This is a genomic window from Glacieibacterium arshaanense (assembly GCF_004681125.1).
Classification (GTDB): Bacteria; Pseudomonadota; Alphaproteobacteria; order Sphingomonadales; family Sphingomonadaceae; genus Polymorphobacter_A; species Polymorphobacter_A arshaanense.
Window position 1 is genome coordinate 1,126,354 of sequence record NZ_SIHO01000002.1, and the last position, 13,369, is coordinate 1,139,722.

The 13,369-nt window shown below is 65.5% G+C and carries 13 protein-coding genes and 1 tRNA gene; 6 read left to right on the forward strand and 8 right to left on the reverse strand.

The window, feature by feature from the left end; genetic code table 11:
• Nucleotides 1-52: 52 nt before the first annotated feature.
• From EUV02_RS11620 to EUV02_RS11635, 4 genes are all read left to right on the forward strand, one after another.
• Complete coding sequence (locus EUV02_RS11620) at nt 53-1,075, forward strand: MraY family glycosyltransferase (protein WP_135246375.1); 1,023 nt, start codon at nt 53-55, stop codon at nt 1,073-1,075.
• A gap of 56 nt (nt 1,076-1,131) precedes the next feature.
• Nucleotides 1,132-1,206, forward strand: a tRNA-Gln gene (locus EUV02_RS11625).
• A gap of 86 nt (nt 1,207-1,292) precedes the next feature.
• The gene (locus tag EUV02_RS11630) at nt 1,293-1,778 is read left to right on the forward strand and encodes a glutathione peroxidase (RefSeq protein WP_135246376.1); all 486 of its coding nucleotides are present in this window, start codon (nt 1,293-1,295) and stop codon (nt 1,776-1,778) included.
• A 195-nt stretch (nt 1,779-1,973) separates the two neighbouring features.
• Entirely contained in the window at nt 1,974-2,408 is a 435-nt protein-coding gene (locus EUV02_RS11635) for a hypothetical protein (RefSeq protein ID WP_135246377.1), read from the forward strand.
• On the opposite strand, the gene EUV02_RS11640 is transcribed toward EUV02_RS11635, so the two are convergent.
• On the reverse strand, nt 2,405-4,144 hold the full coding sequence (locus EUV02_RS11640) for a DUF885 domain-containing protein (protein ID WP_166430609.1): 1,740 nt from the start codon (nt 4,142-4,144) through the stop codon (nt 2,405-2,407). The genes EUV02_RS11635 and EUV02_RS11640 overlap by 4 nt on opposite strands.
• 61 nt (nt 4,145-4,205) lie before the next feature.
• Here EUV02_RS11640 and EUV02_RS11645 point away from each other — a divergent pair, with 61 nt between their 5' ends.
• Nucleotides 4,206-5,291 carry a succinylglutamate desuccinylase/aspartoacylase family protein gene (locus tag EUV02_RS11645; protein WP_166430610.1) on the forward strand — a complete coding sequence of 362 codons (1,086 nt, stop codon included), beginning with the start codon at nt 4,206-4,208 and terminating at the stop codon, nt 5,289-5,291.
• A gap of 7 nt (nt 5,292-5,298) precedes the next feature.
• Here the strand turns inward: EUV02_RS11645 and EUV02_RS11650 are convergent, their stop codons facing one another.
• Nucleotides 5,299-6,351, reverse strand: a complete 1,053-nt coding sequence (locus EUV02_RS11650; RefSeq protein ID WP_135246380.1) for a sigma-54 interaction domain-containing protein — start codon at nt 6,349-6,351, stop codon at nt 5,299-5,301.
• Nucleotides 6,352-6,574: 223 nt separating this feature from the next.
• Here EUV02_RS11650 and EUV02_RS11655 point away from each other — a divergent pair, with 223 nt between their 5' ends.
• Entirely contained in the window at nt 6,575-7,444 is an 870-nt protein-coding gene (locus EUV02_RS11655; protein ID WP_135246381.1) for a hypothetical protein, read from the forward strand.
• Here EUV02_RS11655 and EUV02_RS11660 read toward each other — a convergent pair.
• The 6 genes from EUV02_RS11660 to pdxH form a co-directional block, all read right to left on the reverse strand.
• Complete coding sequence (locus EUV02_RS11660; RefSeq protein ID WP_243445874.1) at nt 7,408-8,400, reverse strand: alpha/beta fold hydrolase; 993 nt, start codon at nt 8,398-8,400, stop codon at nt 7,408-7,410. The genes EUV02_RS11655 and EUV02_RS11660 overlap by 37 nt on opposite strands.
• Entirely contained in the window at nt 8,397-9,782 is a 1,386-nt protein-coding gene (locus tag EUV02_RS11665) for a cytochrome P450 (RefSeq protein ID WP_135246382.1), read from the reverse strand. Before EUV02_RS11665 ends, EUV02_RS11660 begins: the two co-directional genes overlap by 4 nt.
• Nucleotides 9,783-9,864: 82 nt before the next feature.
• A complete protein-coding gene (locus EUV02_RS11670; RefSeq protein WP_243445875.1) occupies nt 9,865-10,242 on the reverse strand; it encodes a c-type cytochrome in 378 nt (125 codons plus the stop codon).
• Complete coding sequence (locus EUV02_RS11675) at nt 10,227-11,516, reverse strand: cytochrome C (protein WP_135246383.1); 1,290 nt, start codon at nt 11,514-11,516, stop codon at nt 10,227-10,229. Before EUV02_RS11675 ends, EUV02_RS11670 begins: the two co-directional genes overlap by 16 nt.
• A gap of 207 nt (nt 11,517-11,723) precedes the next feature.
• Nucleotides 11,724-12,629, reverse strand: coding sequence for a cation diffusion facilitator family transporter (locus tag EUV02_RS11680; protein ID WP_135246384.1), 906 nt, complete (start codon nt 12,627-12,629; stop codon nt 11,724-11,726).
• 10 nt (nt 12,630-12,639) lie between these two features.
• Nucleotides 12,640-13,218: a pyridoxamine 5'-phosphate oxidase gene (gene pdxH / locus EUV02_RS11685; protein WP_135246385.1), complete on the reverse strand. Its 579-nt coding sequence runs from the start codon at nt 13,216-13,218 to the stop codon at nt 12,640-12,642.
• Between the last annotated feature and the right edge of the window lie 151 nt (nt 13,219-13,369).

Genomic DNA, 13,369 nt, shown 5'->3' on the forward strand with positions numbered 1-13,369 from the left:
ACCGTTAATCAATTGCTGACGCGCCCGGAGTGGAAAATTCGTGAATTCGACGATGCTTGCTTCCATTCTGTTCGCGCTTGTCGTGTCGCTGGTTTTCGGGCGCAACGCCAGCGTCATTGGCCATAAGCTCGACGTACTCGACTTTCCGGATACCGACGGCGGCCGCAAGCGCCACGAACTGGTGACACCGATGGTCGGCGGCACCGCCATCGTGCTGTCGTCGCTGTTTTCGACCTTTGCTGTCTATTGGTTCGGCGATGGTATCGGTCCGTCGCTGCAGCAGACGCTGCTGGGGTTCGCCATTGCGGTGTTCCTGATGTTTGCCATCGGCTTTGCCGATGACCGGTTCGGGCTCAGCCCGGCGATGCGCCTGATGCTGTCGTCGATTGTTTTCTTGCTGACGGTCATGAATGTCCCCGACTTCAACCTGTCGGTACTGCGCTTTGCCGGGCAGCAGGGGGTTTGGCTGGTTGGTGCCGGTGGTGCGGCGTTCGTGCTGTTGTGCCTCGTTGGCCTGCTCAACGCCGTCAACATGGCCGACGGCAAGGACGGTATCGTCATCAGCATGGGGCTGGTCTGGACGTTCGTACTGGCGTTCCATTTGCCGCAACCGATGCTGCCGATCCTCGCCGCCACCGGCGTCGCGCTGGCGGTGATGCTGTGGTTCAACATGAAGCAGCATCTGTTTGTCGGGGACGCCGGCAGCTATGCAATTTCGACGCAGTTCGGCCTGCTCGCGATCTATGCCTACAACCATGATTTCGCGGTGATGCGTGCCGACGATGTCGCGGTGATGTTCGCGATTCCGGTTTATGACACGATCCGGCTGATGGTGGCGCGCAAGCTGAGCGGCCGTTCGATGTTCGAAGCCGACCGCGACCATCTGCATCACCATTTGCATCGCAGCTTCGGCTGGCCGCGCGGGCTGTTCATCTATGTCGCGATGGTCGCCGTGCCCAACATACTGGCGCTCGCGATGCCCGGCACGGGGCTGATCTGGCTGGTCGCTGCGGCATTTGTCTATGGCTTCGTGCTGTGGATCACCCGCTATACCGCGCCGCGATTTGCCGAATAGCGCACGCTTCGGGCTTGCCATTTCACTGCCGGCGTCCTAGGTCGCTCGCCTGTTGTTGGGGCGTCGCCAAGCGGTAAGGCAACGGCTTTTGATGCCGTCATTCGCAGGTTCGATCCCTGCCGCCCCAGCCAATTCTGTAAATGCATGTCCGTAGGGTAGTGGCAACGCGCAGCGTGTTGCGCTATGTCGGGTCGAAACCGCCAGCAGGGGGCATAGCGTGACCGATATCTTTGCAATCGAAGCCACCGGAATCGACGGCAAGCCCGTCAAAATGGCCGACTACCGCGGCAAGGTGCTGCTGATCGTTAACACCGCGAGCAAGTGCGGCTTCACCCCGCAATATGCCGGGCTCGAGGCGCTGCAGAAGAAATACGCCGACCGCGGCTTTTCAGTGCTGGGCTTCCCGTGCAACCAGTTCGGCGCGCAGGAGCCCGGCGACGAGGCCGAGATCGCCAATTTCTGCAAGCTGACCTATGACGTCGATTTCCCGATGTTCGCCAAGATCGACGTCAACGGCGCCGGCACCGCGCCGCTGTTCGAAGAGCTCAAGAATGCTGCGCCGGGCCTGCTCGGGTCGAAGTCGATCAAGTGGAACTTCACCAAGTTCCTCGTCGATCGCACCGGCAGCAAGATCGAACGCTTTGCCCCGACGGTAACGCCGGCGGCGCTCGAAAAGCAGATCGAAGCGCTGCTCGCCGCCTGACTTACCGACAGCGTTGACGCAGGCCCCCGGCTGGATTATTGGCCGCGCCCATGACGACCGACGCCCTCCGCGCCCGACAACAACGCACCCGCATTCGCGGGGCGGTTGTCGTTGCGCGCGCCATTGGCTGAGCGCGAAGACACGCCCTGAACGGCCAGCGGGCCAGCGCCCGCGCTTTCAATCAGGGACTGTATCATGACGACGACCAACATACTGGGTGACGCCGATATCGCGCGTATCGCCCATGGGCTGATCGACCGCAGCCTGCCCAAATCCGACTGGACGCACGCGGCGCATTTCGCTGCGGCGCTCTGGCTGGTGCGCGCCGGCCGCGAGGCCGAAATGCCCGGCCTGATCCGCGCCTACAACACCGCCACCGGTGTCGCGAACACCGACAGCTCGGGCTATCACGAGACCATCACCCAGGCGTCGCTCGCTGTCGCGCGGGCAGCACTGGCAGCGGCGGGCGATGTGCCGCTGGGCGATGTGCTGGCGGCGCTGATGGCGACGCGCTACGGGCGTTCGGACTGGCCGTTCGCGTGCTGGTCGCGCGCCCGACTGTTCACGCCCGCAGCCCGTGCCGCATGGGTCGAGCCCGATCTGGCGCGCTTTGATCCGGCGGTGCGTTAACGCCTGGCCTCGGCGACTTGCCACGACGCCAGTTGCTGGTCGAGCACGGCGAGCGGCATCGGGCCGCTGTCGAGTACCGCGTCATGGAAGCGCCGGACATCGAACTTGGGGCCGAGCGCGGTTTCGGCGCGCGTCCGCAGCCGGCGGATCGTCAACTCGCCGACCTTGTAGGCGAGCGCCTGCCCGGGCCAGCCGATGTAACGGTCGACTTCGCCGCTGATCTCGCCTGCCGACAAGGCGGTATTGGCGGTGAGAAAGTCGATGGCCTGCTGGCGGCTCCAGCCCTGGTCATGGATGCCGGTGTCGATGACCAGCCGCGCCGCGCGCCACGCCTCATAGCTCAGCCGGCCGAAGCGCTCATACGGCGTGCGGTAGATGCCCATCTCGACGCCGAGCCATTCGGTGTAGAGCGCCCAGCCTTCGACATAGGCGGTCAGGTCGTCGGCGCGGCGGAACGCCGGCAGACCTTCGAGTTCTTGCGCCAGCGCGATCTGCGTGTGATGCCCCGGCACGCCTTCGTGCATCACCCATGACGGCAACTGGAACAGTGGGAACTTCAAGACCTTGGTGCCGTGGATCATCACGCCGCCGGCGATGCCGAGCGCCGGATTGCCCGCCAGATAGCCATTCGACGAATCGCCGACTTCGGGCGGCAGGATGCGGAAGCCGAAGGTCAGCCGCGGCAGCCGGCCGATGACGCCGGGCACCGCGAGATCGACGCGCTTGGCGATTTCGGCAGCGTGCGCGACATAGCCATCGACGCTGGTCGCGTAGAACTGCGGGTCGGTGCGCAGCAGCGTCAGGAATTCCGGCAGCGTGCCCTTGAAGCCGGCAGCGGCCATTTCGGTCGCCATTTCGCCGCGGATGCGGGCGATTTCGCTCAGGCCCAATGTGTGGATTTCGGCGGGCGACATCGCCGTCGTCGTGTGGTGACGCACCAGCCAGGCGTAGTAGGCCTTGCCGTCGGGCAGGGTGGCGGCGCCCAGACCGGGGCGCGCGTGCGGCAGATAGTCGGTTTCGAGAAACGCCAACGTCGCGCGCTGTGCCGGCCGCACCCTGGTTTCGACAATCGCCAGTGCTTCGGCGCGCAACGCCTCCGCCTCGGCTTTGGGCATGCTGGCGGGCAGGGTGCGGAACGGCACCATCAGGCTGCTGGCGCTGGCGGGTGCCGCTAGCTGCGCGCGGAGCGTCGAAATCGCCGACTCAGTGGCGATGCGCGTCTGCGTGAAGCCCGTCGCGATGCCGCGGCGCATGTTGGCGACGTTGGCGGCGTAGAAGTCGGGCAGTGCCGACAGCCGCGTCATCCAGGCGCGCGCATCGGCGGCGGTGTCGATGCGCGTGTTGAACGCGGCATAGTCGGCGACGGTGTAGAAGCCGTCGCCGGTGATGAACGGCGTGCGCGGCTCGTCAAAGCGCCGCCCGGCGAGTTCGGTGGCGATGCGGTCTTCAAGCAGCGCGCGGTTGAGCGCATCGTCGGCCGACAGCGTCGCGCTCGCCTGCACGTCGAGGCGCTTGGCGAAGCCCTGGAGCTGCGCGGTCTGTGCGGCGATGGCGGTCGGCGTCACATCGGGCCAGCGCGTGCGCGCGGCGGCGTCGCCCATCTCGCCGGCGCGGACCGGATCGACCGTCGCGGCAAAGGCGGCATAGTCGCGCACGATGCTCGCCATGTCGTCGGCGCGTGCCATCATCGGCGCGCACGCCAGCAGCAGCCCCGAGACGATGTGGGTCAGTCGCATTAGGTCAGTCCCCCGCTTGCGGCCGGCAGGGCCACGCGGCATAGCAAAGCGCCCTCCCACGATGAAAGCAAGCCCTGTGCCGCGCCCGCTGATTGCCCTGCTGTTGATGCTCGCCACGCCGCTCGCTGCCGCGACGCAATTGAGCGGTGATCGCATCGACGGCACGCCGGTGGTGACGACGCTCGACGCCGCGACTTTGCCGGCGGGCAGCGTCAACCGCTTCTGGTACCGCCCCGCCGACAGCGCCATCGGGCAGGGCTGGTATGTGCCGGTCATCGTCGTGCGCGGTGCCAAACCGGGGCCGCGGCTGCTGCTGACCGCAGCGATCCACGGCGACGAGCTCAATGGCATTGCCGTCATCCACCGGCTGGCGAACGAGATCGATCCCGCGCAACTGGCGGGGACGCTGGTCATGCTGCCGGGGCTCAACACACCAGGGCTGTTGCAGGAGGCCCGCGAATTCACCTCGACGCCCAACTTCGCCGCCGACAACCTAAATCGCATCATGCCGGGTGACTCCAACGGCGGCGCGTCCGAACGCTATGCGGCGCGGCTGTGGGCGCTGATGCGCGGCAATAGTGATTTCGCCGTCGACCTGCACACCCAGTCGCGCGGCACGGCATATGTGATGTATGCGTTTGCCTCGACACCGGCGACGCTGGCGATGGCGCAGCTGCTGGGGCCCGACATCATCAAGCTCGATCCGGGGGTCAAGGGCACCGTCGAAAACATGCTGACCGATGACGGCGTGCCCGCGGTGACGCTCGAACTCGGCTATCCGCAGGTTTTCGATACGGCGATGGTCGAACGCGGCGTTGCGGGCATCAAGCGGCTGATGGCCGACCGCAAGATGCTGGCGCCGCAGCCCGCCGCCAGCGTGACGCCGTTCGTCGCCAACAAGCTGGTCAATGTCTACACGCCCGCCGGTGGCTTCATGACGTTGCGCGTCAGGCTGGGTGACACGGTTGCCGCCGGGCAGGTGATTGCGACGCTCGCCGACCCGTTCGGCCGCAGCATCGGCACGATCACCGCGCCGCTCGCCGGCCGCGTCAATTCCATCGCCACCAACCCGCTCCGCGAAGCCGGCGACATGGTGCTGCGCATCGCCTTCCATAGCGATGACCCCAAATGCGCGATGGGGTGCTGAACCGCACCTAGCACGCCGGCATGCGGTGGATGTTGAGGCGCCGCATCTTCTCGACCAGCGTCGTCCGCCGCAGCCCGAGCATCCGTGCAGATTCAGCCACGGCGCCGGCGGTGCGGTCGAGCGCATGTTCGATGCAGCTCTGCTCATAATCGTCCAGCAGCTTCTTGAGGTCGAACGCGCCTTCGTCGGGGACGGCGGGGGTGAAGCGCGTCCGGCCGAGCCGCGTGGGGGCGGGTGGCACGGCGGCGGGCGTCGCCAGCCAGGTCTCGACCGGCCGCCGCGTCGTTCCCACCAGTTGTTCGACCAGCGCCTGGTCGATGACCTGCCCGGCGTGCAAGGCGTTGGCACGGTCGACGAGGTTGCGCAGCTCGCGGACATTGCCGCGCCAGCCGAGCGTCGTCAGATAGCGCGTCGCCGAGGCGCTGAAATGCACGCGACGGGCGCCACCGGCGGCGGCAAAATGTTCGAGCAGTAGCGGGATGTCATCGCAGCGTTCGGCGAGTGTCGGTAGCCGCGCCTCGACGACGTTGAGCCGGTAATAGAGGTCCTCGCGGAAGCGGCCGTCATTGATCGCAGTGTCGAGGTCGATGTTGGTTGCGGCCACGACGCGGACGTTGACCGGAATGCCGATCATGCTGCCGACGCGCTCGACAATCCGCGTTTCGAGCACGCGTAGCAGCTTGACCTGCATGTCGGTCGGCATGTCGCCGATTTCATCGAGAAACAGCGTGCCGCCATCGGCCATTTCGAAACGTCCGCGCCGCGCCCGTGTCGCACCGGTGAAGGCGCCCGCCTTATGGCCGAAAATCTCGCTTTCGAGCAGGTCGCGCGGGATCGCCGCACAATTGACCGCGACGAACGGCTTGGCGGCGCGCGGGCTGCGCTGGTGCAAACGTTGCGCGACGACTTCCTTACCGCTGCCCGACGGACCAGTGACCAGCACCGTCGAATCGGTGCCCGCGACCTGATCGATCAATCGACGCACTTCGCGCATCGATCTGCTCTCACCGATGAGTTCGGCAAATGTTGGAATTGACGGCTGTGCCCACCGAACGCCCATGACCTAGCTCCTGTCCGCATAACAAATGCATCAAGCACTTGACCTGCGACCAAGCTGAGCCCACCTCACAGCGAGGGTCGTGCCTTTACTTTATCCAGGTAGCCGACGCTGCGGATCGACGTTGGGTCCAGTTTGGGGGAGTTTTCGGCGGAGAGGGCCGGGAGTTTCATCCATTCTGGCTACAATTTCGAGCGTGGGCGGCGGTTTCTGGGAGGGGAATCGCGTGACCGAGTATCAAGTCGTACCAAAACCCGTCCTGACTCCGACGGTAATCTTCGCTGAACGCCCCGAACGAATCGGTGCAAGGCGCGAATCGATGGCCCGCCTCGGGCTTCCAGCTGAATTTTTTTCCGACGGTGATGCGCTGGCGCACCGGCTTTCGGTCGACTGGAGCGTCGATGTCGTTGTCGTCGATCTGGCGCTGGCCTCCGCCGAACTGCTGGCACGACTGGTCGGGCTGGGGATCGGGGGCGCGGCACCGGCAATCGTTGCCGTCGCCGACCCCGAAAGCGCCGACATCGCTGGCATGGCTTTGTCCGCCGCCAATGTCACCTTCCTCGATCCCGAAGCCGATGACGCGGAGCTCGGCGAAGTGCTCGACAGCGCGCTCGCCAGCGCGACTGCGGGCGTCGCCGACCGCGGCGAACGCGACTTCGCTAGCATTTCGGCGCTGGGCCGCGAAGTCGAACGCATCGCCACCGCCTTGGCGGCACTGGCCGCCAGCGAACGTGATGACGCCGAAGGCGGCCGCGAAGTCTCGGTCGCGCAGGTCCGCGCCCTCATCAAGGCCCGGCGCGCCCGTGACCGCTATTTCTCGGCCGAGCTGTTTTCCGACCCGGCGTGGGACATGATGCTCGACCTGACCGCAGCGCGCCTCGAAGGCCGCTCGGTGTCGGTGTCGAGCCTGTGCATCGCCGCGGCGGTGCCGACGACGACAGCGCTGCGCTGGATCCGCAACCTCTGCGACAGCGGCATCTTCGAACGCCGGCTCGACCCGTGCGATGCCCGTCGCGCGCTGGTCCAGCTGTCCGAACCAACTGCGCAGGCGATGATGGCCTATCTCGCCGGGCTGTCGGGCGCTGCGGGGGTCTGAAGCCCGTTGAGGAACGCGCGCACGTCCGCGGCGGTGCGGTCGGGCGCTTCTTCCATCGGGGCATGGCCTACGCCCTGATAGATGGTGACGCGCGCGTCGGGCACGGCCTGCGAGAACCAGGCGGCGGCATCGACAGGGATGAGCTTGTCGTCGGCGCCCCACAGGATCAGCACCGGCATGGTGATGCCCTTGAGGTCTGACGCCACGGCCGGCTTATAGCCTGCCGAGAAGCGGTCGACGGTGGCGTCGCGGTTGCCGGGGTAGCGCTGCAGCTCCCAGTAGCGGTCGACCATTTCGGGGGTGATGACGCCCTGCACCGCAAGCGTCTGGTGCAGCGACTTTTCGATCAGGCTGCGTGGCAGGAACTTGATGGCGATGTCGCGCACATACGGAATGCGCGCCAGCTTGAACGCCAGCGGCGGGTCGGACTTGGTCTTGCTCGGCGCGCCGGCGGCATCGACGAGGATAAGGCCGGTAATCTGTTCGGGATGCGCCGCCGCATAGCGCCACGCAACGCCGCCGCCCATTGAGTTGCCGCCGATGGCAAAGCGCGTCAGGCCCTTCGCCGCCGTGACTTCATTGACGACACGGACAAAGCCCTCCGGGCTATAATCGCGCGTCGGGCTGGCGCCGGTCAGGCCGTGGCCGGGCAAATCGAGGCTGATGATGCGGAAGCTGTCCGACAGCCGCTTGACCCAGGGTTCCCAGGTCTGCAGCGAGGCGTTCGAGCCGTGGATCAGCACCAGTACCGGCGCGTCGCGCGGGCCTTCGTCGCGGACATGGACCTGCAGGCCGGGCTCGACGCCCATGAACGTCGATGCCGGCGTCGTGTATTTGGCGCGCAGCGTCGCCGCCGGAATGTCGGGCGTATAGAACGCCATCGGCAGCGCGATCAGGCCGAGGATGACCAGCCCGGTGACGATGGGCCAGCGCTTGGGTGAGGCCGCGGTGGTCAAATCCGTTCAACCCGGATCGGCAGGCCGTCGCGCGGCTTCGGGATCGGGAACATCTGAATGTCGGGCTTGTAGCCCGGCGCCAGCACGACGCGGTGCTCGGCGAGCAGCGTGTAGAAGAACGCCTTCATCTGCATATAGGCAAAGTGCAGGCCGATGCACATGTGCGCGCCGCCGCCGAACGGCACCCACGCATATTTGTGGCGGCCCTTCGAGCGGTTGTGGCTGAAGCGCGACGGGTCCCAGGTTTCGGGATCTTCCCAATACTCCGCCATGCGGTGGACATACATCGGGTTGATGCCGACGTGCGTGCCGGCGGGAATCTTGTAGCCGCCATATTCGAAGTCGCGCAGCGCGCGGCGCGGCAGCGACGGCACCGGCGGCAGCAGCCGCAGCGATTCCTTGAACGCCCACTCAAGCTGCTCGAGGTCGCCGAGGCGGTCGTAGGGCAGCTTGTCGCCGGCGGTGGCGCGCACTGCGAGGATTTCGGCGCGGATGCGGTCCTGCCATTCAGGGTTGGCGGCGAGGAAATAGACCGTCGATGACAGCGATGAGGTCAGCGTGTCGTGCGCCGCCATCATCAGGAAGTTCATGTGGTCGATGATGGCCTGGTCGTCCATCAACTTGCCGTCGTCATCCTTGGCGTTGCAGAACTGCGTGAAGAAGTCGTCGCCCTTGACGCCGCGGCGCTTGGGGATTTCGCGCGCGAAGAACGCGCTCATGAACTTGTGGCCCTTGACGCCGCGGCCCATCGCGGTGCCCGGCAGCGGCACGCGGACGATGCCGATCGATGCCATCACCATGTCGACGAACGCCTTGTTGATCTGGTCGGCTTCGGGTCCCCAGGCGATGCCGAGGAACGACGTCGCCGCCAGATCGAGCGTCAGCGACTTGATCGCCGGATAGAATTTGAACTCACCCTTCTGGTCCCAGTCGGCAATGCCGCGCGCAATGCCGTCGTTGAGCGCGCCGAGGTAGTGCTTCATCGGTTCGGGCTTGAACGCCACCGACAGCGTCTTGCGGTCGGCGCGGTGGTGGTCGAAATCCATCAGCATCAGCCCGCGCGGGAAGACGCGTTCGAGGATCGGATCCCAGCCGAGCTTCGACGAGAAATTCTTGTCCTTGTCGAACATCACCAGCTCGTTGGCATCGGCACCGACCAGCGCGACGCTCCAGCCGCCGAAATTGTTGACGCGGTAGACCGGGCCGTACTTCTCGACATTCTCGGTCACGCCCTTGAGCGGGTCCTTGAGGAACTTGAGCGTCCGCAGCAGCGGGAAGGGGTGCGGCTCGGTGCCCGGAATCGCCGCGAGGTCCTTGAGCTTGGGCTCGTAAAGGTCCTTGGCGTTGGGCGTGAAGGCTTTGGGCGGGACGGGGGCGTTCATGCTGGTTCAACTCCGCAAATACGGAGCCTAGATACGTATTAATCCCTGGTCTGGCAATGGCGCGCCCCGCGGCGCGGTGCCGCTACTTCGCAGTGTTGAGATAAGCGATGAGATCGGCAAGCTGCGCCGGGTTCTTGAGACCGGCATAGGTCATCTTGATGCCCGGAATCAGCTTCATCGGTGCCGGCAGATATTGCTCCAGCGTCGCGTCGTTCCACGTCAGGTTCGATGCCTTCATCGCAGAACTATAGCTGTAGCCGGCCAGCGTGCCCGACTTGCGGCCGACGACGCCGAACAAATTGGGGCCGATCGACTTGGCACCGTCGGGCGTGATCCTGTGGCAGATGGCGCACTGCGTGTGGAACACCGCATGGCCTTTTTCGGCGTCGCCGTCAGCCAAAGCGGCAGAGGCGATGCACAGCGTTGCAGCGATTGCGGCGCGACCTAGAATGCGAACCATGCGAATACCCTCGCTGTGTTGTTGCCCGATGCGTTTGCACCGTTGCCGTCATAGTTGGTCTTGGCGCCGTCGAACTTGGTGTAGGCGGTGTACTGGAATCCTACGCGCAGGTTGAGGTAGGGGCTCGGCGAATCCGAGGCGCCGAACGGCGTGCCGTCGATCTGGAACGTCGCGCCCGCGCTGTTCGGGCTACCCGTGAAACTGCCGCCGTAGAGCAGCGCATCGGCAGACCCTGAAGTCGAAAACAGCTGCACGGTGCCGCCGATGTGGTTGCGCCAGTAATAGGACGCATCGGCGCGGATATCGGTCAGGTGGTTGTTATAGTTCGACGCAATGCCGAGCATATCGGACGCCCCCAGCGTCTGAGTTTCGTGGACGTAGCGCGCATTGAGCGTGAACATGTCGCCCGCGCCGGTCGTATATTGCCATGAACCATCGAGGCCGAGATCGACATAGCGGTCAGTGAGCCCGGTGCTGGTGTCGCGGCCCGGCACCATGTTGGCCCATAGGCCGTAGGCGCCAATCTGGATGTTCTGCGACCCGAACACCTTCTGGTAGGCGACGCGGGCATAGGGCGCGATGCCGCTGATGCTGCCGGGCGCGTAAGGGTCAGCGCCGAGCCACGTCAGGGTGCCGGCCTTGGGCGAGCCGTAGCCGCCGCCTTCGAGATAGATGCTCTGGTTGATCCACGCATAGCCGGTCACGCCGACGGTGGTCTGCGCCAGCCCGCCGGCAATCAGCGGCGCGGCGGCGGGGCCGGGTGCCAACCCGGAGTCGGTATACGGGAAGCCCCAGGCGGTGAGCGTGTTCCACAGGTCCTGCACCGTCGGCGAGTTGTTGACGCTGGTCCCGAACAACACCTCGGTGCTGCCGATCATCGTGCTGGTGACGCCGCGCAGATCGACATTGTCCCACGCCCAGGCCTTGGCAACACCGTCGTAGGTTGTCTGGACGAAGCCGCCGAAATGCTGGCCGATGCCACCCGCGACAAAGACGCTGAACTGGTCGATGGCGATGTTGTTGTTGAGGCTGAGCGCCGGGGCGGGCGGTTCGGCCTGGTCATCCTTGGTGTGCACGCCCGAGACGACAACCATTGCAGCAAGCGGATTGCTGAAGCCGCCGATGCGTTGCGTGTAGCCGCGGATCTTGAACTCGCGCCCGAATAGCGTGAGCTGCGGTCCGAAGCCGCCGACATGGCACGACTGGCACGGCTGGCCGGTCTGGATGGCGAAACTGGGGACGGCGAAGGCGGGTGTCGACGCCAGACCAATCATGAATAAAAATAATGCAAAAAAGCGGCGAGCATAAGAACGAATGCCCGGCATATCTTCTTGATAACGCATATCAATACCCACTTTGCGACTCAGCCGTTCCGACTATTTGCGGGTATAGGTGCAACAATATATCATGAGTCAACGCAATTTACGGCGCTGCAGTGCAACACGCCGGATTTTGCGACGAACCGAGTTTTGACGGCGGTGCTACGCCGCCTTGGGTTCCCCGGCGATGTCCTTGTCGACATGGCCGACGGGGTCGATGTGGATCAGGATTTCAGCGCCGGGAAACTCGGCCGCGACATTGGCTTCGACGGCATCGACGACATCATGCGCTTCCAGCACGGTCATCTCGGCGGGCAGCCAGATGTGGAACTGGATGAAGTCGTTGCTGCCGCTGCTGCGCGTCCGCAAATCGTGGACGCCGTAGACCTGCGGGTGGTTGCCGGCGACGCGCACCAGTTGCTCGCGCCGTTCGGGCGGCCATTCGCGGTCCATCAGCATGTCGATGGCGTGGCGTGCGGCGCTATAGGCACCCCAGGCCAGATAGACGGCTATCCCCAGCCCGAACGCCGCATCGGCGCCGTGGACGCCGAGCACGACATCGAGGATCAGCGCGACGATGACCGACAGGTTGAGCAGCAGGTCCGACTGGTAATGCAACTGGTCGGTGCCGATGGCGATCGACCCCGTGACGCGCACGACATGGCGCTGATAGGCCACTAGCGCCAGCGTCAGCACCAGCGCCACCACCGATACGCCGATGCCGAGATCGGCGCGCGTCGGCACTTCGGGATTGCCGAACTGCTGGATGGCGCGCCAGCCGATGCCGACCGCCGACCCCATGATCAGCAGCGTCTGCATCAGCGCCGCAATCGCCTCGGCCTTGCCATGGCCGAAGCGGTGTTCGGCGTCGGCCGGCTGTGCGGCCAGCCCGACCGCGAACAGCGTCACCAGCGAGGCCATCAGATCGAGCGTCGTGTCGGCGGCCGAGCCGAGCATCGACACCGAGCCCGTCGCCCAGGCCGCCCAGACCTTCAGCCCGAGCAGTGCCACGGCGACGCTGACCGAGGCAAAGGCGGCACGGCGATTGAGTTTTCCGGCCGGCGTCATGCGGCAATCCTCATGGGAACAGCAGGCTGGCTGCCCATCCGCCGTCGCTGCGCATGTAGCGTGTCCGGTCATGGTGGCGGAAATCGCGCGCTTCCCAGAACTCGATGGCGCTCGGCACGACGCGGAACCCCGACCAGCGTGGCGGGCGCGGCACGTCGCCGCCGTCAAAGCGCGCCGACGCAGCGGCAAAGCGGTCGTCGAACGTCGCGCGCGCTGCCATCGGCCGCGACTGGTCCGAGGCCCAGGCGCCCAGCTGCGAGTCGCGCGGGCGGGTGGCGAAATAGGCGTCGGCCTCGGCGGCGCTCACCGGCTCGGCACGGCCTTCGATGCGGACCTGGCGGCCGCGCGACTTCCAGTGGAAATCGAGCCCGACCAGTGGGTTGGCGGCAATGTCATTGCCCTTGTGACTGTCGAGATTGGTGTAAAAAACAAAGCCGGCTTCATCCCATGCCTTGAGCAGCACGACGCGCACGCTCGGCTGGCCGGCGGGGCTGACGGTGGCGAGCGCCATGGCATTCGCGTCGTTCGGCTCGCTTTCCCACGCTGCGGCCAGCCAGTCGGCAAAAAGGGCGAAGGGATCGTTGCTCATCCAGCCTCTGTAGCGCCCGCAACGCCTTGCGGCAATTAAACTCCAGCCGCGTCGCAGCGGCCCTTTACACCGGCACACTGTGACCCCACATGACAATGCTGTTGCAATGGTGCAACACTGGACAATGACCTGCCCCTGTGGTGAGCGGAGA

What these genes read in the sequence shown, in the direction of transcription:
- EUV02_RS11620 (WP_135246375.1), top strand. Translation starts at nt 53, where the DNA reads ATGCTTGCTTCCATTCTGTTCGCGCTTGTCGTGTCGCTGGTTTTCGGG.
- EUV02_RS11635 (WP_135246377.1), top strand. Translation starts at nt 1,974, where the DNA reads ATGACGACGACCAACATACTGGGTGACGCCGATATCGCGCGTATCGCC.
- EUV02_RS11640 (WP_166430609.1), bottom strand. Translation starts at nt 4,144, where the DNA reads ATGCGACTGACCCACATCGTCTCGGGGCTGCTGCTGGCGTGCGCGCCG.
- EUV02_RS11645 (WP_166430610.1), top strand. Translation starts at nt 4,206, where the DNA reads ATGAAAGCAAGCCCTGTGCCGCGCCCGCTGATTGCCCTGCTGTTGATG.
- EUV02_RS11650 (WP_135246380.1), bottom strand. Translation starts at nt 6,351, where the DNA reads ATGGGCGTTCGGTGGGCACAGCCGTCAATTCCAACATTTGCCGAACTC.
- EUV02_RS11665 (WP_135246382.1), bottom strand. Translation starts at nt 9,782, where the DNA reads ATGAACGCCCCCGTCCCGCCCAAAGCCTTCACGCCCAACGCCAAGGAC.
- EUV02_RS11670 (WP_243445875.1), bottom strand. Translation starts at nt 10,242, where the DNA reads ATGGTTCGCATTCTAGGTCGCGCCGCAATCGCTGCAACGCTGTGCATC.
- EUV02_RS11675 (WP_135246383.1), bottom strand. Translation starts at nt 11,516, where the DNA reads ATGATTGGTCTGGCGTCGACACCCGCCTTCGCCGTCCCCAGTTTCGCC.
- EUV02_RS11680 (WP_135246384.1), bottom strand. Translation starts at nt 12,629, where the DNA reads ATGACGCCGGCCGGAAAACTCAATCGCCGTGCCGCCTTTGCCTCGGTC.
- pdxH (WP_135246385.1), bottom strand. Translation starts at nt 13,218, where the DNA reads ATGAGCAACGATCCCTTCGCCCTTTTTGCCGACTGGCTGGCCGCAGCG.